This is a genomic window from Brevundimonas mediterranea (assembly GCF_014196125.1).
Lineage (GTDB): Bacteria > Pseudomonadota > Alphaproteobacteria > Caulobacterales > Caulobacteraceae > Brevundimonas > Brevundimonas mediterranea.
In genome coordinates, this window is sequence record NZ_JACIDA010000001.1 from 940,396 (window position 1) to 963,702 (window position 23,307).

Annotated in this window: 24 protein-coding genes, 1 tRNA gene and 1 pseudogene; 13 read left to right on the plus strand and 13 right to left on the minus strand. The window is 65.5% G+C overall.

Translation table 11 applies throughout. The annotated features are described in order from the left end of the window. The first annotated feature begins 27 nt into the window (after positions 1–27). Entirely contained in the window at positions 28–216 is a 189-nt protein-coding gene (locus tag GGR11_RS04805) for a DUF3008 family protein (protein ID WP_035305524.1), read from the plus strand. A gap of 101 nt (positions 217–317) precedes the next feature. Continuing rightward, on the plus strand, positions 318–956 hold the full coding sequence (locus tag GGR11_RS04810; RefSeq protein ID WP_183195633.1) for an exopolysaccharide biosynthesis protein: 639 nt from the start codon (positions 318–320) through the stop codon (positions 954–956). A 291-nt stretch (positions 957–1,247) separates the two neighbouring features. Here the strand turns inward: GGR11_RS04810 and flaF are convergent, their stop codons facing one another. Both flaF and flbT read right to left on the minus strand, forming a co-directional pair. After that, on the minus strand, positions 1,248–1,613 hold the full coding sequence (gene flaF / locus GGR11_RS04815; protein ID WP_183195634.1) for a flagellar biosynthesis regulator FlaF: 366 nt from the start codon (positions 1,611–1,613) through the stop codon (positions 1,248–1,250). Continuing rightward, the gene (flbT, locus tag GGR11_RS04820) at positions 1,573–1,995 is read right to left on the minus strand and encodes a flagellar biosynthesis repressor FlbT (RefSeq protein WP_035305521.1); all 423 of its coding nucleotides are present in this window, start codon (positions 1,993–1,995) and stop codon (positions 1,573–1,575) included. The genes flaF and flbT overlap by 41 nt, the downstream gene beginning before the upstream one ends. A gap of 159 nt (positions 1,996–2,154) precedes the next feature. On the opposite strand from flbT, the gene GGR11_RS04825 reads away from it, so the two are divergent. The 7 genes from GGR11_RS04825 to GGR11_RS04855 all read left to right on the plus strand — a co-directional run bounded on the left by GGR11_RS04825 (position 2,155) and on the right by GGR11_RS04855 (position 6,487). Continuing rightward, the gene (locus GGR11_RS04825; protein ID WP_183195635.1) at positions 2,155–2,592 is read left to right on the plus strand and encodes a hypothetical protein; all 438 of its coding nucleotides are present in this window, start codon (positions 2,155–2,157) and stop codon (positions 2,590–2,592) included. A 25-nt stretch (positions 2,593–2,617) separates the two neighbouring features. Further along, a complete protein-coding gene (locus tag GGR11_RS04830) occupies positions 2,618–2,815 on the plus strand; it encodes a hypothetical protein (RefSeq protein WP_183195636.1) in 198 nt (65 codons plus the stop codon). 63 nt (positions 2,816–2,878) lie between these two features. After that, a complete protein-coding gene (locus GGR11_RS04835) occupies positions 2,879–3,739 on the plus strand; it encodes an AAA family ATPase (protein WP_183195637.1) in 861 nt (286 codons plus the stop codon). A gap of 56 nt (positions 3,740–3,795) precedes the next feature. Next, a complete protein-coding gene (locus GGR11_RS04840) occupies positions 3,796–4,605 on the plus strand; it encodes a methyltransferase type 11 (protein WP_183195638.1) in 810 nt (269 codons plus the stop codon). A 159-nt stretch (positions 4,606–4,764) separates the two neighbouring features. Beyond that, positions 4,765–5,358, plus strand: a complete 594-nt coding sequence (locus tag GGR11_RS04845; RefSeq protein ID WP_183196377.1) for a YfbR-like 5'-deoxynucleotidase — start codon at positions 4,765–4,767, stop codon at positions 5,356–5,358. 2 nt (positions 5,359–5,360) lie between these two features. Further along, positions 5,361–6,311 carry an NUDIX hydrolase gene (locus tag GGR11_RS04850; protein WP_183195639.1) on the plus strand — a complete coding sequence of 317 codons (951 nt, stop codon included), beginning with the start codon at positions 5,361–5,363 and terminating at the stop codon, positions 6,309–6,311. 86 nt (positions 6,312–6,397) lie between these two features. Continuing rightward, positions 6,398–6,487 (plus strand) — tRNA-Ser (locus GGR11_RS04855). Between the two features lie 510 nt (positions 6,488–6,997). Here the strand turns inward: GGR11_RS04855 and GGR11_RS16990 are convergent. From GGR11_RS16990 to GGR11_RS04885, 6 genes and pseudogenes are all read right to left on the minus strand, one after another. Continuing rightward, a pseudogene (locus GGR11_RS16990) lies at positions 6,998–7,492 on the minus strand (recombinase family protein); the annotation flags it as partial. Between the two features lie 329 nt (positions 7,493–7,821). Then, the gene (gene pdxY / locus GGR11_RS04865) at positions 7,822–8,655 is read right to left on the minus strand and encodes a pyridoxal kinase (protein WP_183195640.1); all 834 of its coding nucleotides are present in this window, start codon (positions 8,653–8,655) and stop codon (positions 7,822–7,824) included. Then, positions 8,652–9,386 carry a YggS family pyridoxal phosphate-dependent enzyme gene (locus tag GGR11_RS04870; RefSeq protein ID WP_221205089.1) on the minus strand — a complete coding sequence of 245 codons (735 nt, stop codon included), beginning with the start codon at positions 9,384–9,386 and terminating at the stop codon, positions 8,652–8,654. Before GGR11_RS04870 ends, pdxY begins: the two co-directional genes overlap by 4 nt. Next, complete coding sequence (gene glyA / locus GGR11_RS04875; RefSeq protein ID WP_183195642.1) at positions 9,379–10,626, minus strand: serine hydroxymethyltransferase; 1,248 nt, start codon at positions 10,624–10,626, stop codon at positions 9,379–9,381. Before glyA ends, GGR11_RS04870 begins: the two co-directional genes overlap by 8 nt. Continuing rightward, positions 10,623–11,327 (minus strand): glutamine amidotransferase, encoded by a 705-nt coding sequence (locus GGR11_RS04880; protein WP_183195643.1) that lies wholly within the window; start codon positions 11,325–11,327, stop codon positions 10,623–10,625. Before GGR11_RS04880 ends, glyA begins: the two co-directional genes overlap by 4 nt. Before the next feature lie 26 nt (positions 11,328–11,353). Further along, complete coding sequence (locus GGR11_RS04885) at positions 11,354–11,590, minus strand: thioredoxin family protein (RefSeq protein WP_183195644.1); 237 nt, start codon at positions 11,588–11,590, stop codon at positions 11,354–11,356. Positions 11,591–11,699: 109 nt separating this feature from the next. On the opposite strand from GGR11_RS04885, the gene pdxR reads away from it, so the two are divergent. Further along, a complete protein-coding gene (pdxR, locus tag GGR11_RS04890) occupies positions 11,700–13,157 on the plus strand; it encodes a MocR-like pyridoxine biosynthesis transcription factor PdxR (RefSeq protein ID WP_183195645.1) in 1,458 nt (485 codons plus the stop codon). A gap of 267 nt (positions 13,158–13,424) precedes the next feature. Here pdxR and GGR11_RS04900 read toward each other — a convergent pair whose 3' ends face one another. Further along, positions 13,425–14,417, minus strand: coding sequence for a GlxA family transcriptional regulator (locus tag GGR11_RS04900; RefSeq protein ID WP_246331548.1), 993 nt, complete (start codon positions 14,415–14,417; stop codon positions 13,425–13,427). A gap of 72 nt (positions 14,418–14,489) precedes the next feature. On the opposite strand from GGR11_RS04900, the gene GGR11_RS04905 reads away from it, so the two are divergent. From GGR11_RS04905 to GGR11_RS04915, 3 genes are all read left to right on the plus strand, one after another. Beyond that, complete coding sequence (locus tag GGR11_RS04905; RefSeq protein ID WP_183195646.1) at positions 14,490–15,101, plus strand: HD domain-containing protein; 612 nt, start codon at positions 14,490–14,492, stop codon at positions 15,099–15,101. A gap of 19 nt (positions 15,102–15,120) precedes the next feature. Next, complete coding sequence (locus tag GGR11_RS04910; protein WP_183195647.1) at positions 15,121–15,432, plus strand: DUF1272 domain-containing protein; 312 nt, start codon at positions 15,121–15,123, stop codon at positions 15,430–15,432. 136 nt (positions 15,433–15,568) lie between these two features. Further along, on the plus strand, positions 15,569–16,204 hold the full coding sequence (locus tag GGR11_RS04915) for a glutathione S-transferase family protein (protein ID WP_246331550.1): 636 nt from the start codon (positions 15,569–15,571) through the stop codon (positions 16,202–16,204). Positions 16,205–16,559: 355 nt separating this feature from the next. Here GGR11_RS04915 and GGR11_RS04920 read toward each other — a convergent pair whose 3' ends face one another. The 4 genes from GGR11_RS04920 to GGR11_RS04935 form a co-directional block, all read right to left on the minus strand. Beyond that, on the minus strand, positions 16,560–18,374 hold the full coding sequence (locus GGR11_RS04920) for a Ca2+-dependent phosphoinositide-specific phospholipase C (protein ID WP_183195648.1): 1,815 nt from the start codon (positions 18,372–18,374) through the stop codon (positions 16,560–16,562). 53 nt (positions 18,375–18,427) lie between these two features. Next, on the minus strand, positions 18,428–21,403 hold the full coding sequence (locus GGR11_RS04925) for a TonB-dependent receptor (RefSeq protein WP_246331552.1): 2,976 nt from the start codon (positions 21,401–21,403) through the stop codon (positions 18,428–18,430). 93 nt (positions 21,404–21,496) lie between these two features. Then, the gene (locus GGR11_RS04930) at positions 21,497–22,429 is read right to left on the minus strand and encodes a FecR family protein (RefSeq protein WP_183195649.1); all 933 of its coding nucleotides are present in this window, start codon (positions 22,427–22,429) and stop codon (positions 21,497–21,499) included. A 150-nt stretch (positions 22,430–22,579) separates the two neighbouring features. Beyond that, entirely contained in the window at positions 22,580–23,083 is a 504-nt protein-coding gene (locus GGR11_RS04935; protein WP_183195650.1) for an RNA polymerase sigma factor, read from the minus strand. Positions 23,084–23,307 lie beyond the last annotated feature (224 nt).

Below are 23,307 nucleotides of genomic sequence, written 5' to 3' on the forward strand. Positions count from 1 at the left end.
CTTCTTCCGGGCGGAAGGAGACATCCCATGCCCGCCAAATCCGCCGCCCAGCAGAAGGCCGCCGGCGCCGCCCTGTCGGCCAAGCGCGGCGATACGCCCAAGTCCGAACTAAAGGGCGCGTCCAAGTCGATGGTCGAGTCCATGACCGAGAAACAGCTCGAGGACTTCGCCCACACCAAGCGGAAGGGCAAACCCGAGCACGCGGCGAAGAAATAATCGCCTCCGGTGCGATTATTGGGCTTTGTTGCCGTTCGGTAAGTGGCGGTGAAACCTCTGTGCGCCTACATGGCGCAAACCCCTTCCCCGAGCCGCCGCTAATGCCCGCCCAACCGCCTTCGAACGACGACCTGCGGCTTTTCTCGGACGTGATCGAGGAGCTTGGCGAAGGCGACGATCCGAAGTTGAAACTCGAGGAGCTGGTCGCGGCGTTCGGCGAACGTGGCTTCGGGGCGATGATTCTGATTCTCTCGATGCTGGCCCTGCTGCCTTGGCCGCCAGGCGGCAAGGCGGTGTTCGCGGTGCCAATCATACTGATGTCACTGGAATTGGCCTTTCAGCGCAGTTCGATCTGGCTCCCGCGCTGGGCGCTCCGCACCTCCATAAGCCGCGCGGCCTATCGCGCCGGCGTGTCGCGGATCATGAAGACCGTCCGCTACGTCGAGAACCTGACCCGACCGCGCATTCCATTTCTGACCGGAGAGGTCGCGGATACGATCACCGGTCTGGTCTGCGTGATCCTGGCGCTGATCATGGCCCTGCCCATCCCTTTCGGCGACGCCCTGCCCGGCATCGCCCTGGTCTTCTTCGCCCTGGGCATGATGCAGAGGGACGGGATCGCCATCCTGCTGGGTGCGCTCGCGACTGGGGGCTGCGCCCTGTATCTGTTCCTGATCTGGCGCACGGTTTTCGAAGTGGCCCACCACGCCGCCGGCTGGCTCGCCCAGATCTTCCACTGAGGCCAGACAAAAGGGCCGCCGCGTCGCCGCGACGGCCCTTCATTGTCTGACCGCGAACGGCCGGACCGCAACACTCAGCCTGAACAGCGCTAAACAGCCCGACAGGCGTTAGCGCCAACCAAAAGGTCAGGCCCGGGCCTCTCCGAGGACCAGGGTCGCGGCCACCGCACGCGATTGATGACAATGAGACACTGGATCACCTCCTTTCGACTGTTCAACAGGGATCTGAAAGGTAGGTCGGTTCAACAGCTTGCAGCAATAGGCTTCGCGATTTCGTGAAGTAAGGCGCGCTCAGGCCGCCTGCTGCGCTCCCGGCGCCAGCCCCTGCATCATCATGCGGTTGATCTCGATCAGGTCCTGAAACGTCTCTTCGCCGCGCATGACAGCGGAGGAGTGGCGATTGACGAACAGGCTCAGGGAAATGATCTGCGCACGCAGCGGCGTCGGCAGCACATTGGCGGGATCGCCGCAGTCGGAGGCCAAGGTCGACCACAGACGCCGGTTCCAGTCCAGCGCGTCGATACGCGTGGCCAGATCCCGTTCATCGACCGTCGAGGCATGCACCAGCGCGCGCGTGACCTGGCCAAAGAGCCGGTACTCCAGGTCGCGCGGGCTCTCAGCCCGCGACGTCGCCGCTTTGTAAGCTTGAAGCGACATTCAGAACCTTTTCTTCGTATTCGACAATCTTACGGGCCGCCATCAGGGCCTTGTAGTATTCGCGCGCCAGAACGTGACGCGAGGCGGAGACGCATTCGGCGAGAATGGCGGGGTTCTTGGTCGCGCCCATGAACTCGGAGATCCGCAGCGCCAATTCGTCGTAGAATTTCGCTGCAGAGGCCTCTTCCAGATACATCATCATGATCGGGAAGTAGATCCGGCGGGCGGGGGTGGTGACCTCCTCCGCCTGCATGATGTCCTTCTCGCGCAGCACGCTGGCGCGGTTCTGAAGAATCAGCACCCCGCGACGGTCGCCGTTCTGGACCACCGCGCCGTTCAACACGAACCGCTCGCCGGGTTTCAACGACAGCTTCAACGCCATGGACGACCGAACTCCCCAATAGGTCGGAACCGGTCAATCCTGGACCGCACCTGATGAGTTGAACCTTAATGCGAGAGGGTTAACCATCTCTTGTTCCCTCCGCACGCTGGAACACCTACCCACGGCTGACGTTTCCTCTTCGCAGAGGAGGCGCACCACATGCCGGATAACGATTACCAGGACGACCAGGAACAGTCGGAAGTCTTCGATGAGACCCATCTCGACGACGAGGGCGAAGGCGACATCCTGCTGGACGAGGCCGATCAGGTGCTGGACGTCACCCAGGCGGACGGCGACGCCGACGAGGATGAGTTCGATGAGGACGATCTCGACATCGACGATCAACTCGCTCTCGACGGGATGGAGCGCGAAGCCGACGCCCTTCTGGGCTTGGACGGGGAAACCCTGAGCCAGTCAGACGCAGACAGCAACGGCGTCCGGGCGGACGACGAGGTCGAGCTGGTCTATTCCGGCCTGATGGAGAACGAGCGCGGCGCCCAGGCCAGCGCCGCCCATTGGGAATCCAAACGCCTCGACGACGACGACATCGAACAACTGGGCTACGCGCCCGATCAAACCTCTGATCCGGCGCTCTGAGCCTCCAATCCCCCAAGGAGACGAAATGAACGATCCCCACGCCAAGGCCGACGCCTCCACCGACACTCCCTATGCGAAACGAATCGTCGCCGAGGAGGGCAAGACCGACCAACTGAAGGACAAGGTTCAGGACGCTGAAAGCCGCGAAGAGGCCTTGGTGGACGAAGGTGTCGAGGAGACCTTCCCCGCCAGCGATCCGGTATCAGCCAAACACATCACCTGATCGCTGTTCATACCCGATCCGATCCGCTAACCCGCTTCGTGACATTCACGGAGCGGGTTTTTCATGGGCCGGTTCGAAGGCACCGATCGTTACATCGCCACCGCCGACCTCAAGGTCGCGGTCAACGCCGCCGTGGCGCTGGAACGGCCCCTGCTGATCAAGGGCGAGCCCGGCACGGGCAAGACGGTCCTAGCCTATGAGATCGCCAAGGCCTTCGGCGCGCCCCTGATCACCTGGCACGTCAAATCGACCACCAAGGCGCACAACGGCCTGTATGAATACGACGCCGTCAGCCGCTTGCGCGACAGCCAGCTGGGCGACGAACGCGTTCACGACGTCCGCAACTACCTGAAGAAGGGCAAGCTGTGGGAGGCCTTCACCGCCCCTGCCCGCCCCGTCCTTCTGATCGACGAGATCGACAAGGCCGATATCGAATTCCCCAACGACCTCCTGCAGGAGCTCGATCGGATGGAATTCTATGTCCAGGAGATCGACGAGACGATCCGGGCCGAAATCCGGCCCATCGTCATCATCACCTCGAACAATGAAAAGGAACTGCCGGACGCCTTCCTGCGCCGCTGCTTCTTCCACTACATCCGCTTCCCGGACGCCGAGACCCTGTCGGCCATCGTCGATGTCCATTTCCCCGGCATCAAGCCGCGCCTGGTCGCCGAGGCCCTGAAGACCTTCTACGAGATCCGCGACACGCCGGGCCTGAAGAAGAAGCCGTCCACCTCGGAACTGCTGGACTGGCTGAAGCTGCTGCTGGTCGAGGATATCGACGCCGAGACCCTGAGGGAGAAGACGCCGAACCGGCTGATCCCGCCCCTGCACGGCGCCCTGTTGAAGAACGAGCAGGACATCCACCTGTTCGAACGGCTGGCCTTCCTGGGTCGGCGCGACGGCGGTCGCCCGGGGGGTTGATCGGCATTACCGCGATTTCACTGGATCGACGCCCCCCAGCGCCCACAATAGCAAACATGAGCGTTACCGCCCCGTATCGTCTTCTGATCGCCGGCCTGATGGCCGCAAGCCTGAGCGCCGGCCTGGCGGCCTGCGACGGCGAAAACGCGGTCCGCATCACCACCACCACGACCGCCTCGCCCGACGACACGCCTTTGGGCGTGCTGAAGGTGGTGGACGGCCTGCAATGCCCGGACGCCTTGAACGTCCTGACCCGCAAAGGATCGGCCAGCCCCGGCGGCGGATCCTGCACCTATGGCGGGCCGCGCGGGTCCGAGGTGGTTCTTTATCTGGTCAAGCTGGACGGCCGATCAGCCGATGAGGTGCTTCTGGATTATGAACGCCGCCTGTCCGATGAAATGCCGCAGGCGGCGGTGCGGGTCGATGCCCGCGAGCGGCAGACGGGCGAAGACAAGACCTCGGTCGAGGCGCCGGGCGTCAACATCAGGACCAGGGGCGAAGACGCCACCGTCAGCCTGCCCGGCATCCATATCGAGACCCAGGGCGACAACGCCTCCGTCCGTATCGCCGGCATCAACATCCAGTCCAAGGACGGCCAGGGCGCCCGGACTGAAACCAGCAACGTGAGCGTCAAGTCCAACGGCGAAACCACCCAGGTCCGCACCCAGGCGCCCGGCGACGCCACCCGCATGACCTTCCTGCTCGCCGACGACAATGTCGAGGCCGGCGCCTGGCGTCAGGTGGGGTTCGTGGCGCGTGGTCCGGTCGGCGGCCCCCTGGTCATCGCCACGGTTCGGTCCAAGGCCACCAACGACCGCGTATTCGAGTCCGCCAAGGATCTGGTCGCTCTGAACGTCGGGAACTGACGGTTTTCCACGCTGGATGTGGCGCCGATCGATCCGATTCGCCCTTGCCGCCTTGATCCCCGCGCCGCTTTGCGTCACCTGACCAGCCCACAAGCCATCAGGATCGACGATTTGGCCGAGCGCCCCAAGAAGAAGACCGAAGTCCGCGCCTGGCAGCGCATGCTGTCGGGTCGACGCCTGGACCTGCTCGATCCCTCGCCCTTCGACATCGAGATCGAGGACATCGCCCACGGTCTGGCTCGCGTCGCGCGCTGGAACGGTCAGACGATCGGCGAACACGCCTTCTCGGTCGCCCAACACAGTGTCGTGGTCGAGGAGATCGCCGCCCACATCAAGCCGGGCCTGGATCCGAAATGGCGCCTGGCCGCCCTTCTGCACGACGCCTCGGAATACGTCATCGGCGACATGATCTCGCCGTTCAAGGCGGCGCTGGGCGAAGGCTACAAGGATTTCGAGGCCCGACTCGAGGCGGCCATTCACGTCCGCTACGGCCTGCCGCCCAAGACGCCGCAGACCATCAAGAACCTGATCAAGAAAGCCGACAAGGCCTGCGCCTTTTTCGAGGCGACGCAATTGGCCGGATTCAATGAAAAGGAATCCCTGGGCTTCTTCGGCTCGCCCCCGCCGGGCTACAGCCTGGTCATCGAACCCCAGCCGGCCTCCATCGCCCAGGCCCGTTATCTGGAACGCTATCAGGTCCTGGCCAAGGCGGTCGGCCTCCTGCCCGCCGACGACGCCTGGCATACGGAATAGGCATGGCGGGACCGGCGGATCAGGGCGTGCGCATCGGCCTGTCGGTCGTCGTCATGGCGCTGAAGGACCGTCGGGCCGTGGTCCTGACGACCCAGTCCGAGGACGGCGCCCGCGCCCTGCCCTTCGGCCCGTTCGATCCCGCGCGCGACAGGACCTTCGAACGGGCTCTGCGCGACTTCGTGACCGACCAGACGGGCTTCCGCCTGGGTTTCGTCGAACAGCTCTACACCTTCGGCGATGCGGGCCGCGCCACCCCCCGCGCCACGCCGACCCCCGACCAGAGGCGCGAGGTCTCGGTCGGCTATCTGGCCCTGACGCCGGATGCCGCCCAAGGGCAGACCCATGACGCGCACTGGGACGCCGTATTCGACTTCTTCCCCTGGGAGGATCGTCGCGCCGACAGCCCCGCCCTGCACGCCGCCCTGATCGAGGGACTGACCCGTTGGGCCGGCGCCGACGACCGCCGCACGGCCCGCGCCCGCGCTCTGTTCGCCCTGACGCCCGACCACCGTTGGAACGAGGAACGGGTGCTGGAACGCTATGAGCTTCTGTACGAGGCTCGGCTGGTCGCCGAGGCCTGGCGCGACGCGCGCCAGACGCCGCCCGACGCCTCCGCCCCGCTGCCCGGCGCGCCCATGGGATCGGACCACCGGCGCATCCTGGCGACAGGTCTTGGCCGGCTGCGCAGCAAGCTGAAATACCGCCCGGTCCTGTTCGACCTGACGCCCGGCCTCTTCACCCTGTCGGAACTCCAGGCCGCCGCCGAGGCCGTCTCCGGCCTGACGCTGCACAAGCAGAATTTCCGTCGCGGCGTCGAACGCACAGGCCTGGTCGAACCCACCGGACAACTGTCCTCGGCCACCGGCGGACGCCCCGCCGAACTGTTTCGATTCAAGGGCGTCGACCCCCAGACCGGCGCCGCGCCGGGCCTGTCCCTGCCCGCGCAAAGATAGCGTCCGATTTCTTTCACAGACCGCTTGCGATGCGGCGCGCCTGCCATTAGAGAAGCCGCTCGCTCGACCAAGCGACTATGCACCGCGGAGAGGTGGCAGAGTGGTCGAATGTACCGCACTCGAAATGCGGCGTGCCTGGAAGGGTACCGTGGGTTCGAATCCCACCCTCTCCGCCACTTCAGTCCTTGAGTGGGCACTGCTCCCACGCCGCCGTTGGCGGTAAGGGCCTGAAGCAGCCCGGCCTTCGATCCCATTATACGAACCTCGCCTACATCGACCCGTTGAGCGAGGGCGCGGAGGTGGTCGCGGCGATAGCCGCCGTCGTCCAGTTGCATGCGCTGGCGAGCGGTGCGTGCGAATCGTTTGAGCATCTCCGGCGTGACGGCCTGACGCCCGGAACTGTTCAGCATCCCCTGGGCGCGCTCAGCGTTGGCCTTGGCTTGGTCCCGAATGGCCTTGAGGCCGTCGAGCCGATCCTTCATCGCTGGATCGCCTAGATCGGCCACGCCCGCCTCTATGGCGTCGTATAGTCGCTTGAGCCTTTGATCGGCCTCCGTGGCCCGCTTGTTCAGTTCAGCGATGTGATCGCGGCGCCGTCCGGCCTGCTCCTGTCGCCGGTCCAGCACGGCCTCCAGCACCTCTTCCAGCCTCTTTGGCTGGAGTAGCCGTGTCTCCAAATGCTCAGCGACCAGATCGTCGAGTTTCTCCATGGGGACCGCCATGCCCTCGCGGGCGGTCGGACCTTGGCGGGCCTTGGTCGAGCATGCGTAGTAGCGGTAGCGACCGCCCTTGCCGGTGCGGATGGTCATGGCCCCGCCGCACTTGCCGCAATGGATCAGGCCGGTCAGCAGGGTCGGTCCCGACACCACCCGTGCAGGCATGACCTTGGGGTTGCGGGATTTGAGGAGGGCCTGAACGGCGTCGAACGTGTCGCGGTCGATCAACGACGGGACGGGCACCACGACCCGCTCGCTGAGAGGCTTCGGATTGCCGTCCTTGTCCCGACGATTGAACTCATGCTCGCCAATATAAGAGCGACGGGTCAGGATGCGGTGCACCTGACCGATGCCCCAGCGCCCGCCGTCGCGAGTGAAGAGGCGACGGCTGTTCAAGTACGAGACGATGGCCTTGATGCCCATCTGGCCGGTGGCGCCGTCGCCCTGAAGCGCAAGCCGATACATCAACCGCACAGTGTCGGCGTGGAGCGGATCGATCTCCAGCACCTTCTTGACCTTGGTCCCCCGCGTCTCGGCCGCGACGATGCGGTAACCGAAAGGCGGGCGGGCGCCGTTCCAGAATCCCTAACGAGCGTTCCCCTTCAAGGCGCGGGAGACGTGCTTGCCATTCTCCTTGGACTGATACTCATCGAACAGCGCCATGATCTGGCGCATCATGACGTGCACCCCGATCGTCAAGGAGGGCGACAGATCGCAACCATTCCCCAATGCTCTGGAGCGCCGCATCGCCTTTCTACTACCGCCCTGCGGTAAAACTGAGATCGACTGATCTGTTACGTTTGACCGGCTGTCCGAGTGCAAACTTCTTGTGCGATAATCACCATCTCGTTCGATCCGGTGAGATAGGTCCGTTGCAGGATCGCCAGTATCTCCTGTGACGCAGCATGTATCGAAGCAGCCAATGAGTTTCCGTCGCAGAGTTCGGCGACCAGAAGCGCCGCGAAGAGATCACCTGTGCCTGATGGTCGAATGGGCAATCGCGGATTGGGAACTCGGTGCAGCGTGTCGGCCAGACACAGCACTGTCTCGACCAGACCTGACGGCGTATCGTCGAGCACCACACCGGTCACGATGACGGCTCCAGTCCCATTTGCAGACAGTGCGCGCGCCGCTTCGCGCAAGGCTGCAACCGAACGAGCCTTCTGTCCTGTCAGCAGTTCCAATTCGAACTGATTGGGCGTGATCACCGAGGCTATAGGAACAAGCCGGTCGCGAAATATTTCCGGCAATCCTGCGGCGGCAAAGATGCCGAGATCGTCGTCTCCCATCACGGGATCACAGACATAGGTCAGGTTCGGATTTCGACGCTGCGCTCGCGCAATGAAATCGACAACGACATCGGCGACCGCCACCGATCCCAGATAGCCGGTGAGCAGGATAGCCCCGCTGTCGATCCAACCGCGATCCTCGACGCCTTGGAGCAGGTCCGCGACGAGCCCCGGCTCCAGCACCCGGCCGTACATGGTCGGATAATGCGGATGGTTGGACAGGAGTGTCGTGGGCACGGCGGCGACATCGATGCCGCGCGCCTGCATGGGGAAGACCGCGGCGCTGTTGCCGACATGGCCGTGAACGACCTGGCTTTGGATCGAGATCACCCGCCTCATGCGACCGCCCCGGCATCAGGCCAATAGTAGGAATCGGGCAATGGCCTCGGCCCGAACACCGCTTGACCGACACGGACGATCGTCGCGCCTTCCTCAATGGCGATTTCGTAATCACCTGACATTCCCATGGACAGGTGGCGAAGCTGGTCGCCCTGCGGTGCATCCTGCAACGCGCGATGGCGGACGCCTTTCAGAAGGCGGAAACACCGGCGCACCTCGGCGACATCCGGTGTGAAACGCGCCAATGTCATGAAGCCCAACGGCCGGAGGCTTGCAAATGCCGGCAGTTCGCGAAGGAATGCCTGCACCTCATCGGGATGCAGGCCGTATTTGCTGGCCTCGTCGGACGTGTTCACCTGGACCAGCACGTCGAGACCGCGCCCAAGGTGCTGAAGCCGCTTGTCGAGGGCCGTTGCCAGCGACAGCCGGTCGAGCGATTGCACCTCGTCGGCGAAGCGCAGCACGTCCTTGACCTTGTTCGACTGGAGATGGCCGATCATGCTCCAGCGGATCGGCAGCCCGGCGAGCGCTTGCGCCTTGCCGCGTCCTTCCTGCACCTTGTTCTCGCCGAGGTCGCTCTGGCCGGCTTCGACCGCCTCCTGGACGCGCTCGGCTGCGACGGTCTTGGTGACGAGGACCAGCCGCACGTCTGCCGGATCGCGTCCGACACGTCGCGTTGCGCCGTCGATGTTCGCCCGCACGGTCGCCAGATTGGCGACGACGCTAGACATCGACATTCCTCTCGACGGGAAACGTCGCCGTCAGCCGTCTCACCTCGTCTCGGACGGCGGCGGCGTCGATCGGCTCGCCGCGCAAGCTGCCGAGGACGGTGAGGATCAAGTCTCCCACTCGGCGACACTCAGCCTCGTCGAAGCCACGCGACGTGATCGCGGGTGTTCCCAGGCGGATGCCGGACGTGACGGTCGGCGGGCGAGGGTCGAAAGGCACGGCGTTCTTGTTGGCTGTCAGGCCGTAGCGCTCCAGTTCCTCGACCGCCGCCTTGCCGGTGAGGCCGAAGGGCTGGAGATCGACCAGCAGCAAGTGGCAGTCCGTGCCGCCCGTCACGAGCCGCAAGCCGCCGGCTGTCAGTGTCTCGGCGAGCGCCTGCGCGTTGCGCGCGACGGCGCGACTGTATTCGGCGAAGGCGGGTTGCAGCGCCTCGTGGAAGGCGACGGCCTTGGCCGCGATGACGTGCATCAGCGGGCCGCCTTGCGTGCCCGGAAAAACGGCCTTGTCGATCCGCCTCGCCAGATCGGGATCGGTCGTCAGGATGAGGCCGCCGCGCGGCCCTCTCAGCGTCTTGTGGGTGGTCGATGTCACCACATGGGCGTGCGGGACCGGGTTCGGATAAAGTCCCGCCGCGATCAGCCCGGCGTAATGGGCGACATCGGCAACAAGATATGCGCCGATACCATCGGCGACGGCGCGCATCCGGGCGAAGTCGATGACGCGCGGATAGGCTGATCCTCCGGCGAAGATCAGGCGCGGGCGGGTCTCCCGGGCCAGACGTTCCAGATCGTCATAGTCGATCCGCTCGTCATCCCGGCGCACCGCATAGGCCGATACGTCGAACCAGCGCCCCGATAGGCTGACGGGCGATCCGTGCGTCAAATGACCGCCGCAGGCGAGATCAAGGCCCATGATCCGATCGCCGGGGTTCAGCAGCGCGAACAATACCGCGATATTGGCGTTGGCGCCGGAATGCGGTTGGACATTGGCATACGCCGCGCCGAAAAGTTCACAAGCACGGTCGATGGCGAGTTGTTCGACGATATCGACGGCCTCGCAGCCGCCATAATAGCGCCGGCCCGGAAGCCCTTCGGCATATTTGTTGGTGAGGATCGACCCTTGCGCCGCCCGCACCGCCGCACTGACGATGTTTTCCGACGCGATCAGTTCGATATGATCCTGCTGGCGCTGCGCCTCCTGACCGATCGCCTGGGCAAGTTCCGCGTCGAAGCCCATTGTCATGCCGTCAATCCTTCCAGCCATTCGGCGAGCATCCGGCGCGCGGCCTCCCGCAGCGGCGGTCCGCAGCGTTCAGCCTCGGTGCGCAGAGGGCGGGGATCGATCCCGGCGGCGGCCAACTCGGCGGCATGGCCGACAAGCCAGCGCTCGATGCCGGCACAGGCATCCACCTCGGGGTGAAACTGAAGCCCGAGGATGTTCGGTCCGAGCGCGAAGGCCTGCGTGGCGCAAAGAGGCGTCGCCGCCAGATGGATCGCCCCGTCGGGAATGGCGAAGGCGTCGCCATGCCAGTGCAGCACCGAGACACCGTCGAGATGGCGGAGCGGGCCGGCGGCGCCGGCTTCCGTCAAGGAAAGCTCGGAGAAGCCGATCTCTTTGGCGCCGGTCGTCGCGACGGCTGCGCCGAGCGTCGCCGCCATCAACTGTGCGCCGAGGCAGACGCCGAGCGTGGGGCGGCGCGCGGCCAGCCGGGCTTCGAGAAGCTGCCGTTCCTGCGCCAGAAATGGATAAGCCTCCGCCTCATAGACCCCGACCGGCCCGCCCAGCACCACCAGCAGATCGGGAAGCAATGGGTCGAGCGTCCAAAGCTCGTTCACGCCGAGATCGTAATAGTGAACCCGGTAGCCGGCCGCCGTCAGCACGGCCTCGAAGCTGCCGAGATTCTCGAAGTGAACGTGGCGGATGGCGACGGCCGTCTTCAGCATGGCGGGTGCTCCCCTCGTCATCGGGGTCAGCCGAGCGCCGACAGATCGGCGCCGTGGTTAATGTGATAGACGCCTCCGCCGATCACCATGGCCGGCACGGATGTGACGCCCGCCCGCTCGGCTTCGACAATGCGGTCTTTGGCTTCGCCGAGATCGACGACCTCGACATCGTACCGGCTGCTGTCCAACGCAGCGGCGAACCGCTGCTCGGCATCGACACAGACGGCGCATCCCGCGTGATAGAAAATGGCTTTCTCGGTCATGGCTCTTTTCCTCCTTCGGGCCCGCACGATTTCGGCCACGGTCGCGCCATGACATAGCTTCTATCTGGCCTATTCCTTAGTGCCAGTTTGAAAATAGGAGATAGGCCGGTTGGCGCTGAAGGACTTGACGATCGACCTGGAAAAGAGCGGTCAACGGCCGGTCTTCCTCGACATCGCCGCGTCGATCGTCGGCGACATCGAGCGCGGTCGCCTGAAGCCCGGTGACGCGCTTCCGGGAACGCGCACGCTCGCCAGAAGCCTGAAGGTCCATCGCAATACGGTGGACGCCGCCTTCCATGAATTGACCATGCAGGGCTGGCTGGTCAGCGAACCATCGCGCGGCACGTTCGTGGCGCGTGATCTGCCGACCGCAAAGCCCGGCGGGCGCAGCGCACGCCCTCGAACTCCGCCAACCAGCGTCGATGCCGAAACTGTCACGGGTCCGCTGCCACCATCGCTACGGGTCTCGGATGGTGCGCCCGATCCCCGGATCATGCCGCGCGTCGAACTGGCGCGCGCGTTCCGGCGGGCGTTGACCGGGCCGACCTTCCTGACCGACGCGGGCTATGGCGATCCGCGGGGCGCGCCAGCGCTGCGGACGGCGCTGTCCGGCTATCTATCGCGCGAACGCGGGCTGGCGGCATCGTCCTCCGACCTGATGGTGACGCGCGGCAGCCAGATGGGGCTTTTTCTGACTGCCGCCGCGATCATCGAAGCCGGCCAGGCGATCGCGGTCGAGACTCCCGGCTATCCGCTCGCCTGGTCGGCCTTCCGCGCGGCAGGCGCGCGGGTGATTGGCGTGCCCGTTGACGCGGGCGGCATCGATATCGATCATCTCGCCCGGTTGGCCGAGAGAGAGCCGACACTGCGCGCGATCTACGTCACCCCGCATCATCAGTATCCCACGACGGTGACGATGGGTGCGGGTCGGCGTCTCAAGCTGCTCGACATCGCCCGGCGGCACGGCCTCTATGTGATTGAGGACGACTACGATCACGAATATCGGTTCGATGGTCGCCCGGTGCTGCCAATGGCAGCGCGCGCGGACCCGGATACGCAGGTGATCTATGTCGGGTCGCTCTCCAAGCTGCTCGCCCCGGTCGTGCGTCTGGGATACGTGGTGGCGAGGCCCGATATCCTCACCCGCATGGCCGACCGGCGCGAAGCGATCGACCGGCAAGGCGATCTGCCGCTCGAACTGGCGCTGGCGGCACTGATCGAGGATGGCGAACTCGGTCGCCATGCCCGCAAGGCGCGCCGCATCTACGAGGCGCGACGCGATATCCTGGCTGATGAACTGCACCAGACCCTGGGTGACGACATCGCCTTCGATCTGCCGCGGGGAGGTCTCGCCATCTGGCTGCGGCTCCGATCGGGGCTGAGCGCCGAGACCTGGGCCGCCAATGCCGCGCGCGCCGGACTTATCGTCTCTCCGGGCCTGCGGTTTGCGCTGGATGCTGCAAACGCGCCGGAAGCGTTCAGGATCGGCTATGCCAACTTTCATGACCCTGAGTTGAGGCGGCTTGTCACGTTGCTAGCCGAATCCAAGCCGAAGGTTTCCCTTTAGGTATTTGCGGAAGCCGTCACAGCGCCAATCCCCGCTGCCGCCCCATTTGCCACGACACCGATCCGCCCTGAACGATACCTGTCACCTCGCCGAGCCGGCGTCCGGCTAGCGACAGCTAGAAGCGCAACGCCGCTTTGGCGCGCAACTCGAACAGGGTGTCGAACGGCAGGATGACGACGAAGCCTGTCGGACCTTCTGGCGGAGCGTTCGCGAGCCAAAAGCGATGCTCCCCGCCCGATCCCAATTTTCCGCATTCCGGGCTGCGTATCATTGCGCACGACGCCGCGATATCCGTCGTAGTTCCTGCGGAGACAGGCCAAGGACGCGAATGAAGCTTCGGCACATCCGTTCAGAGTCACCGAACCCCGCTTCGCGCGCCAGCGCATCGAAAGGTCGGTTGCTGTCTTCCACACTCGAACGAGCGACTTCGACGCGCAGCCGCTCGACCGCCCTGGCTGGCGTCTCGCCGGTTTCCATGGCGAATACGCGGGAAAATTGCCGGACGCTCATGCAGGCAGCCTGTGCGAGCCGCTCCACTGACAAATCCTCCGTCAGATGCTCGCGGGCATAGGTGAGCGCGGCTCTGATGCGATCCGATGCCGGTTCCATGTCGAGGATCGCGGAAAATTGGGATTGCCCGCCCGGCCGCCGGTGATAGACCACCATGTCGCGTGCGATCCGCCGGGCAAGGTCCGGCCCATGATCCACTTCGATCAGCGCCAGCGCCATGTCTATGCCGGCGGTGATGCCGGCCGAAGTCCACACGTTACGGTCGTTGACGAATATACGATCGGCCTCGACCGAAATCTGCGGGAAGCGTGACTGAAGCAAGGGCGCCCAGCGCCAATGCGTCGTGGCGCGACGGTCATCGAGAATTCCTGCCTCGGCCAGGAAGAAAGCGCCTGTGCAGACACTCGCGATCCGGCCGAGGCGGGCTGAGACAGAGGCGAGGCAGGCAACGGTTTCAACGCAATACTGTGGAACATGGGCCATCGGGCCGCCGATCGCTATGACAGTGCGTGCCTTTTCCGCGGCCTTCGGGCCGCGGGTATCGACAGGCAAGCCGGCGCTTCCCTCGACCATGCCGCCTGTGGCCGACACGACGGCAAGCTCATAATCCGCGCCATGCAGCTTCCTGGCGAGATTGAACGCGCAGAGCGGGCCGGCGAGGTCGAGCATCTCGAATCCCGGTGCGACGACGAAGGCAATCCGGTGCGGCATTCTCCTCTCCACGACAGGATTGGGGGTGGCCGAAATCATCGATTCTCTGTCCTTTCAGCCATGCAGTTCTTTGCCACATTATCGGGAGCCAAAACAACGGGGGGAAAGACCATGCAATTCCCGGACACGACTATCTGCGTCGCCTCGATGGAACTGGCTCGTGACCATTCCCCAGCCTACCTGTTCAACCATGTGATGCGCAGCTACGCCTTCGGTCAGGCGGCGGGCGCGTTGCAGAATGCCGTTTATGATCCGGAAGTGCTGTTCATCGGATCGGTGCTGCACGATCTGGGTTTGGTCGATCAATTCGTCCGCGAAGATCGTTTCGAGATCGACGGGGCGGACGCAGCGGCTGTCTTCCTGTCCCGGCACGGCTATCCCGATAGAAAGATCGCGCTGATCTGGGATGCCATCGCGCTGCACACGACTTTTGCGGTGCCGCAGCGCAAGGCGCCGGAGATCGCATTGGTGCAACTGGGTGCGGGCATCGACATCGGCGCTGTACCCCGCGCGCTGATATCGACCGAGGTGGTCGAAATGATCCTGGCCGAGTATCCGAGACTTGGGTTCAAACAGGCATTTCTCGACGCAATGGCGGCAGTCATCCGGCGCAAGCCGCACACCGGCGCCTTCAATCTGATGAGCGACGTCGCCCGGGAAAAGGCGTGTTGTTCGATGCCGTCATTCTGCGAAGTCGTTCACCACGCCGAGTTCACCGAATAGCCTCGACCGGGAGAGAGATATGGCGCTGGAGCTTCGACCCAACTGCGAATTCTGTGACCGCGATCTGCCGCCGAGCGCGACGGATGCTCGGATTTGCACCTATGAATGCACCTTTTGCGCGGTATGCGTAGAGACGCAGTTGCACAATGTCTGCCCCAATTGTGGCGGCGGTTTCACCCCGCGTCCCATCCGCCCGGCGACGGAATGGAGACCCGGACTGTCGGTCGCGAAGCGGCCGCCATCCTCGCAGCGGCGGTCTCTCAGCTATGATCCAGACAGCATCCGCCAACTCTCCGAGCGGGTGCGAAATATAGACCCCGAACACCGGTAGATTTTTTGGGCGACATCCGCACAATCCTGTCCCGTGCCCTTATTTCTGCGTTGCACTTATCAACCGTCATGGCGCCTTTTCCGAGCTCGGCCCCAAGTCGGATCTTCAACGCCGGCTGGCTGAAATTGAGTGACCCATGACCTTGATCCTGATCGGCCAGTATGATTCTCCTTTTGTTCGGCGCGTAGCGGTCGCCCTGAACCTCCATGGGTTCGGCTATGAGCACTGGCCGTGGTCGACCTTTGCCGACGCCGACAAACTCGCCGTCTACAATCCCCTTCGTCGCGTGCCCACGATGGTTCTGGAGAACGGCGAGGTTCTGATCGAAAGCATGGCGATCCTCGATCACCTGGACGAGCAGGCCGGCCCGGACCGCCGACTGTTACCGGGAGCCGGCGCGGACCGGCGTGCCGCGCTGAAAACCTGCGCTCTTGCGACCGGGCTGTGCGACAAGATGGTCAGCTTGGTGTACGAGCGTGTTCTGCATGCAGAGACTTCGGACGTCTGGATCGCGCGGTGCACGACACAGGTGTCTGGCGTTCTGAGCGCCCTGGAAACGCAATGCGCCGCTCTGGTGACTCCCTTTTGGTTTGGCGAGCGGCCGGGACACGCAGACATCGCCGTAGCCTGCGCCATGCGCTTTCTCCGAGAGGCGCATCCTGACATCGCCGCCATGTCCAACTGGACGGCGCTCACCGCGCACGCCCAACGTTGCGAAGCCATGGCGTCGTTCAGCAGCGTCGCCCAAAGCTTCGACCCGCCCCGGCGTTAACCGGCGCTGTAAGCTGTCGTTTCCGAGGCATTCGACCGGGGCGTCAGACTTCCTCCTGAGAGCAAAACACAATCTTGATTCAGAAAATTGCGGATCAACAGGTCCGTACAATGATGGCGGACATCGCACCTCCCTTTCGAATAGCTGCGAAAGGCGGGCTTAGAACGCTATAGCGTAGACGTATTGCTCATCATCATCCGGCACGGCCCGCCATTCGCCTTGGCGCCCAAAACGGGGCCGGCGGAATCAACCTTTCGAATTGAATCAGCAGGGCTCGGATCGGGCCACGCCCCCCGTGTTCCGCAGCCTGAAGGAGGGCTCCGCCGCGATCACGCCGCGACGGAGCGCCTGTGCCTTATTGGGCCGCCAGCGCGGCCTGGACCTCGGCCCGGGCGGCTTCCATGTCGCGGCGGAAGACGTCGGAGCGTTGTTCGGCGCCATAGATGACCATGCCCGACTGGATGCCGGCCTCGACGGCGCTGTAGCTGTGGGATCCGCAGATGTAGCGGCTCTCGGCGAACTCGCGGCCGCGCGCATAGAGGGCGTCGGCGCGCTGGGGCGCCAGTTCGGCCAGGATCATCGCCACATGCACCCCATGGGCCGAGTGACCGGACGGATAGTCGGGATTGGCGGCCAGATGGTCGCTCTTGGCTTCGCAGATCGGCTGGTCCGTGCCGATATAGGGGCGTTTGGTGGCCCAGTGAGTCTTGGCGTCACCGACCGCCGAACGGTCGGCGCCCGCCCGGTCCAGCAGCGCCGTCAGGACCGGCGCGGTTTCGCGCGTCAGGCGCACGCCCAAGGCCTCGGCGAAATGATCATAGGCGTCCCCGGTGACGTCGTGGGTGGCCAGAACCCAGCGCGGCGTGCCCTCCAGGCTGCGGGTCTGCAGGAAGACGCCCCGATTGGCGATGTCGCGTGGCGAACCCGGCGCGGGCGGGGGCGCCAGGACGGCGGTCAGGTCCGGCCGGTCCGGCTTGGCCAGATAGCCGCGCGGGACGGCGGCGCCGGTCGGCTCGATCGCCAGACCGTCGCAGCGCGTCTCGGTCCGCAGCCGGTTGCAGGCGGCGGCGTCCGCGCCCGTCAGCCGCACCTCATAGCCCGGGAAGCGCGGATCGGCCCACAGATAGTCCGTCGATACATATTGCGCTCCGCTGGCGAAGGCGGCGCTGCGGCGCGCGACGTCGCCGGAGCGAGCCTCCGCCGTGTCCGCATCGGCCCGCGTCCGGACGATGAAGCCGGCGCGGACGGCGGCCTGAATACGCGCCTGCTCGGCGACGGGGTCGTTGAGCGTCAGATAGGCGGCGGCCGGCGAGGCCTCATCGGTGTTGACGAAGAAGACGCGGCCTTCCAGCGAGCGGCGCGCGCCACGATAGCTGGCGACCTTTTCCGGGCCTTCGTCCAGCGCGAAGAAGACCTTGCCCCGCGCGGCTCCCAACGTCGGCCAGCCGCCGGCCAGAACCGCGTCACGCAGGGTGGGATGATCGCCCTGGACACCGTCCGGCGTGATCAGCCGGTCAGCGTCGAAGACCGAGCGGACCTCGGCGTCCAGGGCGTCCCAGGCGGCGACGTCGAATTCCAGGGGCGTCACCCCGCCCGGCATGGACGCGCTGCCCGTCTTGGCGTTCAGCATGATCAGGATCGGGGCGTGATCGGGATGGGCGCGCGACCAGTCGCGGATTTCGGTCAGACAGGCCACAAAGGTCAGGCAGGTGCTGCGGAAATCGACGTCCGGCATATGCAGGGTCTTGAAGCCGGGTCGGGCCATGGCTTCGGCGAAGGCGGCGCTGGTCGGCGCGCCCTGCCCCGGCCGACCCAGGGCGGACAGGGGATGGGCGTAGCGCCCGCCCTGCGGATCGTTCAGCACGTCGATCTCGATCTGGCGTGCGCCGGCGTCCAGTTGTTCGGTCAGGGGCCGGTGCGAATAGTCCAGGGCCACGGCGGCGGGATTGACGGCGATCATGGCCTGCAGCTCGGCGGCCGGGATCGGCAGCTTGTAGCTGTTATGGGTCCCCACGGCCGTCAGATCGTTCATCCCCAGACGCCGATCCATCCAGGCCACAGCACAGGCGTCGCCGCCCGCCGCCCGAACGTCCGACGCGCTCAGATCACAGGCCGGCTGTACGGCGTTGAGGGCGGATCCGGCCAACAGGGCGGCCATCGGGGTAAACATGGGGAACTCCTTGGGTTTGGAACAGGAAGGGCCTGGGCCGCGCGGTGTGGGGGCTATAGCGACCAGCGCAGGCTGGCGGTGACGCTGGGACCGACGCGGCCGAGTTGCAGCAGGCGTCGCGTGTCGTGCTCATAGGCGAGGTCGGTCGTGTCGGTCAGGTTCGAGGCGGCGATCACCAGTTCACCGCCCGATCCGATGTCGAACGAGGCCTGGGCGTCCAGATAGCCGGCGTCCGCCACTGTGAAGTCCGACACCCCTCCCCCCTGCATGTCCGCCTCGGATCGGAAGGCGGACCGCCAGGACCAGGACAGGCCGATGGCGATCGGCCCCCGCTCGAAGAAGGGGTTGATCGAATAGGCCAGGCGCGACACCCCCGCCAGGCTGCGCCGGCCGGGGCCGTGGCCGTCCGTCCAGGTCCCGCTGGCCCAAAGGCCGAAGCCGGACGGCAGCCGACGGTGCAGGCTGATCTCCAGCCCCTGGCTGATCGCCCGCCCCAGATTGGCCGGCCGCGACATCAGCACCTCGGCGCGCACCAGGGGACCGGCCTGGGTTTCGAACACCAGCATCTCCGGCGCGGCCACCAGTCCGATGAAATCGTCGATGGTCTTGTGGAAGGCGGCGATGCTGAGCGCGCCTTGCGGGAAGGTCCACTCATAGGAGACGTCGAGATTGGTCGACATATAGGGGTCGAGGTCCGGATTTCCGCCCACCCCGACGAACAGCGAACCCGGCGAAGGATCGTCGATCTCGGCCTGTCCGCGCTCGTAGATGGACGAGACCAGGGAACTGGCTGGCGCCGTCGCCAACCGCAGATCGGCCAGGGACGGCCGGGTCATGGTGCGGGACGCCGCCAGCCGCAGCCGGCGCCCCTGATCAAGGTCAAAGGCGATGTTCAGGCTGGGAAGCAGACGGATATCCGACCCCGTATGAGATACGTTCCGGATCGCCGCCACGCCCTTGTCGTCCGTCGTCAGCAGCGCGCCGTCCACAGCCGTCCGGGTCGCCACCAGGCGAAGGCCCAGATTGCCGAAGAAGGACGCCGCCCCCGCATCCCCTTCAAAATCGATCCGTCCATAGACAGCCCCGACCCGCTCCCCCACCCGGTAGGAGTTCTGCAGGTCGGCCCCGGTGGGCTTCAGGTCGCCCGGCGAGACCACGATGCTGTCGCTTTCGCCCGGAAGGATGAAGGCGGTCTGCAAGGAGGCGAAGTCCGCGACGACCCAGTCGCCCGGATGCCGGCCGATCAAGGCGTCGAAGACGTCGTCCTGAACCCGCGACCTGAAGAAATCCGAGGTCAACACGGCCTCCGGCCGCAGGGCGGCTTCGCGGTCCCGGCGCTGATAGTCGCGGGACCGGTCGCTGACCTGGCCGCCGAAACGGAAGTCGAACAGGCTCAGTCCGCCGATCCGGACATCTGCGGTCCGGCCGATGTCGATCAGGGCCGTGGCGTCGTCATCAACGGATGCAATGGCGCGCACGCCCAGCTTTTGCCATTTCAAGGCGGAGGAGTCGCCGAGATCGAAGTCGGTCTGCAGCAGGGCCGCCTTTCGCACGGAAGCGGCGTCGCCCACGTCAAAGCTGTAGGACGGGGAAACACGCGCGCTGAAGGACAGGCGTTCGAGCGGCGTATCCAATTTAGATCGCGCGCGCGACAGGCTGACGCGCGGCTGAAACCTCCATGCCCCCACCATGACCCTGGCCGTTCCCGAGACCACGATATTCAGATGCGCCTGGTCGGAAAACTCGGTGTTGTTGTCGATCGTGCCCGACTGGACCGCGCCGGCCGAAACCACCCCGTCCGTGATCGTCGCTTGGGCGTCGGCCGCTTCCAGCAACTTGCCGAGCCCATAGACGATCCGGTCTTCACGGATGGCGTTGTCGAAGGTCGAAACCAGGCTATCGAACCGCAGATGGACGGACGGCGTCGCCCGCCATTCTCCTCCCAGGAACAGGCTTCGACGCAGGCGGTCCTCCTGTTCGACGGTCGTGCGAACATCGCTGGGGGCCACGACCTGTTCGCCGTCGATGATCACCGGCAGATAACGCTGAATCTGGAACCTGTCGTAGAGGACCGAACGCCCCTCCTGCGACAAACCTCCGACCAACCCCCAGTCGCCGTCATCCGAAACAAGCCGTCCGGCCAAGGACAGGTCGAGACGGGGATCCTGCAGCCGCGCCTCGCCCGCGCCGCCGATCCGCAGACTCAGGAACGGATCGCCGTCCAGCCCCCCCACCGTCTCGATATTGATGTTTGAGCCGATGCCGCCCTCGATCAGATCCGGCGTCGCGGACTTGGTCAGTTGCGCGCCGGCCAGCAGGTCCGCCGACAAGGCGCGAAAGCGGAACTGGCGGCCGCTTTGGGTCGAGTTGCGGATGTTCTCGTTGAAGGCCACCGGCGCGCCGTTCAGGGTCACCGACTGGAACAGGGGGCCCAGCCCCCGGACGCTGACGAACTGTCCCTCCCCAACCTCGCGCTCGATAGCGACGCCGGGGACGCGCTGAAGGGCCTCGGCCAGATTGGCGGCCGGCAGTTCGCCGATCCGGGTCGAAGAGGCGCTGTCGGATATGACGTCGGCGTTGCGCTTGCGGCGCAGGGACTCTTCGATCTGTTCCGACAGCCGACCGATCACCGTCACCTCTTCCAGCTCGGTCGGCGCTATGGGCTGCGCGCGATCCGGCGCGGAAGACGCCGCCCAGACCCGAACGCCCCGCGCGCCGATAAAGCGGTACTGGAGGCCGGCGCCGTCCAGCATCCGACCGACCGCCGCACGCCAGGTCATTCGCCCCCGAACGGCACGGCTGCGCCGCGTCTCGCCTGGTGGGGCGACAAAGGCCAGTTCACACCCCGCCGCCACACACAGGTCCACCAGGGCGCGCCGAGCGTCCTGGGCCGGAATGTCGAAGGTGCGTGTCCCGTCCTGCGCATGGGCGGTCCCGGCCCATCCGCCGCCGACCAGCACAGACACCACCGCCCCCGCGACAACGACACGTCGCGCACCGAGCGGCGTCGATGGTGCGAACGGCTTCAAGCGGAACAGGCCTTAGGACAATGGGACGAAGTTCAGCGTCGATCCTTAGCGCGACCGCGTGACAGCTCTGCGATGGCCCCAGCCTGCACTGACCTAGTCTGCTCGTATCAGGGCGCGACCGTCCGAGGTCCGTTCAATGGAAATCGGCAACAGATCGTCCATGCGGTCGATCAGTCCGACCTGTCCGGTCAAGGGCAACACCACCGTCACCCTCGTCTTCGCCAGGGCGGGATCGGCGATGACCATCGTCCTGTCGGCGTAACGGGCAGCCTCGGCGATCACGTCGGACAGCGGGGCGTCATGGAAGATCAGTCGCCGTTCGCGCCAGGCCGTGGCGGACTCGACGTCCGGACGGCTCAGCCGGACGCGGTCCAGGCCGGGGGTGAAGACGGCCTTCTGGCCTGGCGCCAGCATCAACGCGTGATCGAGCGAGCGCCTCTTGCCGACGTCATGGCGGCCGATGGCGACACGCCCTTCCAGCAAGGAGACCTCCGCCCGGTTCCGCCGCAAGGTGGTGGTGAACCGCGTGCCCGTGACGATGACATTCCGATCCGCAACAGCAACCTGGAACGGGCGGGCAGGATTGTGGACGACATCGAAATAGGCCGCGCCCCGCAACAGGACGACGCGCCGGGCGTCATCCTCGAACCGCAGCCGGATTTGCGAATCGGCGTCCAGGGTGACGCGAGAGCCGTCCGCCAAGGCGAGATCGGTGATTTCGCCGGGCGCGCTGGCGTAGACCACCGCCCCCTCGTCGGCGCTCTGGGATCCCAGGCCGGGCAGGATCATCAGGACGACGATGGCCGCGACGGCCGAGGTCGCCAGGCCGCCGATCAGGATTCGTCGGCCGGCGTTCACGGGCTTGCGCCCCCGCAGCCGCGACAGATCGCCTTCGAAGGCGCCGGCCAGAGGCGCGAGGCCCGCCAGACGCGCCTTCGCGGTTTCGTAGGCTGGCAGGTTGTCGTCTTTCTCCAGCCAGTCGAGGAAGGCCGCCTGATCGCGTGCGCGGACAGTCTGCCGACGCATGCGCGCCAGCCAGTCTTCGGCGGTTCGCGGCCGACGATCAAACAGGGATGTCAGGCGCTGAATCATGCGCGAACGAAACGCTCCGGGACGCGGCAGGGGGATAAGGCGCCGACGCCTTCAATATTCACAACGACACAGGGGTACGACACCTCAACCCTCCCTGGAAATCTTCAGCTGACGGAGGGCTTCGGCGATGTGTTTCTCGACCATGCTGACCGAGACGCCCAGGCGTTTGGCGATCTGGCTATAGGTCTGCCCTTCGAACCGGTTGAGCAGGAAGGCGTCGCGCGTTCGCGGCGGCAGGGCGCGAATGATCCGGGCCGCGGCGGCCAGGTTTTCCCGGCCGATCAGATGCAGATCCGCGGCGGGGGCGTCGCTGGCCACGGCCCGCGGGCCGGCGTCCAGGGCGTGAATGTCGTCGGTCCCGCGCACGCCCTTGCGGCCGGCCGATTTCCAGCGGTCCGTCTGCAGATTGCGGGCGATCACAAACAACAGGGGTCGGGCGTCGGCCTCTGACAGATCGTGGCCGGCGCGATGAAACCGAACAAAGGCCTCCTGCACCACGTCCTCGGCGTCCTCGATCGTCTGCCCCTTGCGTTGCAGATAGCCGATCAGGTCGCGGCGCAGCTCGACGACGAGACGCTCAACCGACATGGCCGCCGTCTTCCTGTCGGTCAAACGCGCAAAGACGTCCCCTCTTGCGGAGGGGACGTCGCGCCAGGCCAACCTCTAGGGGATCAGAAGTGGTGGTCTGAACTGCTGCCATGGTCACGGCTCCCAAGCGAGCCGGCGCCTCAGCCGGCCGCATGAGCGGGCCGGCTGGAAGTTCTGCAGACGACGTCGGCCGTCCGCAGCCCTCCATGGTTTGGCGTTCCGGA

What these genes read in the sequence shown, in the direction of transcription:
- GGR11_RS04835 (WP_183195637.1), top strand. Translation starts at nt 2,879, where the DNA reads ATGGGCCGGTTCGAAGGCACCGATCGTTACATCGCCACCGCCGACCTC.
- glyA (WP_183195642.1), bottom strand. Translation starts at nt 10,626, where the DNA reads ATGACAATGGGCTTCGACGCGGAACTTGCCCAGGCGATCGGTCAGGAG.
- pdxY (WP_183195640.1), bottom strand. Translation starts at nt 8,655, where the DNA reads ATGAGGCGGGTGATCTCGATCCAAAGCCAGGTCGTTCACGGCCATGTC.
- GGR11_RS04830 (WP_183195636.1), top strand. Translation starts at nt 2,618, where the DNA reads ATGAACGATCCCCACGCCAAGGCCGACGCCTCCACCGACACTCCCTAT.
- flaF (WP_183195634.1), bottom strand. Translation starts at nt 1,613, where the DNA reads ATGTCGCTTCAAGCTTACAAAGCGGCGACGTCGCGGGCTGAGAGCCCG.
- GGR11_RS04920 (WP_183195648.1), bottom strand. Translation starts at nt 18,374, where the DNA reads ATGTTTACCCCGATGGCCGCCCTGTTGGCCGGATCCGCCCTCAACGCC.
- GGR11_RS04880 (WP_183195643.1), bottom strand. Translation starts at nt 11,327, where the DNA reads ATGCTGAAGACGGCCGTCGCCATCCGCCACGTTCACTTCGAGAATCTC.
- GGR11_RS04930 (WP_183195649.1), bottom strand. Translation starts at nt 22,429, where the DNA reads ATGCGTCGGCAGACTGTCCGCGCACGCGATCAGGCGGCCTTCCTCGAC.
- GGR11_RS04840 (WP_183195638.1), top strand. Translation starts at nt 3,796, where the DNA reads ATGAGCGTTACCGCCCCGTATCGTCTTCTGATCGCCGGCCTGATGGCC.
- GGR11_RS04935 (WP_183195650.1), bottom strand. Translation starts at nt 23,083, where the DNA reads ATGTCGGTTGAGCGTCTCGTCGTCGAGCTGCGCCGCGACCTGATCGGC.
- GGR11_RS04915 (WP_246331550.1), top strand. Translation starts at nt 15,569, where the DNA reads ATGACCTTGATCCTGATCGGCCAGTATGATTCTCCTTTTGTTCGGCGC.
- GGR11_RS04870 (WP_221205089.1), bottom strand. Translation starts at nt 9,386, where the DNA reads ATGTCTAGCGTCGTCGCCAATCTGGCGACCGTGCGGGCGAACATCGAC.
- GGR11_RS04810 (WP_183195633.1), top strand. Translation starts at nt 318, where the DNA reads ATGCCCGCCCAACCGCCTTCGAACGACGACCTGCGGCTTTTCTCGGAC.
- GGR11_RS04885 (WP_183195644.1), bottom strand. Translation starts at nt 11,590, where the DNA reads ATGACCGAGAAAGCCATTTTCTATCACGCGGGATGCGCCGTCTGTGTC.
- GGR11_RS04845 (WP_183196377.1), top strand. Translation starts at nt 4,765, where the DNA reads ATGCTGTCGGGTCGACGCCTGGACCTGCTCGATCCCTCGCCCTTCGAC.
- GGR11_RS04910 (WP_183195647.1), top strand. Translation starts at nt 15,121, where the DNA reads ATGGCGCTGGAGCTTCGACCCAACTGCGAATTCTGTGACCGCGATCTG.
- GGR11_RS04850 (WP_183195639.1), top strand. Translation starts at nt 5,361, where the DNA reads ATGGCGGGACCGGCGGATCAGGGCGTGCGCATCGGCCTGTCGGTCGTC.
- flbT (WP_035305521.1), bottom strand. Translation starts at nt 1,995, where the DNA reads ATGGCGTTGAAGCTGTCGTTGAAACCCGGCGAGCGGTTCGTGTTGAAC.
- GGR11_RS04825 (WP_183195635.1), top strand. Translation starts at nt 2,155, where the DNA reads ATGCCGGATAACGATTACCAGGACGACCAGGAACAGTCGGAAGTCTTC.
- GGR11_RS04900 (WP_246331548.1), bottom strand. Translation starts at nt 14,417, where the DNA reads ATGATTTCGGCCACCCCCAATCCTGTCGTGGAGAGGAGAATGCCGCAC.
- GGR11_RS04905 (WP_183195646.1), top strand. Translation starts at nt 14,490, where the DNA reads ATGCAATTCCCGGACACGACTATCTGCGTCGCCTCGATGGAACTGGCT.
- GGR11_RS04805 (WP_035305524.1), top strand. Translation starts at nt 28, where the DNA reads ATGCCCGCCAAATCCGCCGCCCAGCAGAAGGCCGCCGGCGCCGCCCTG.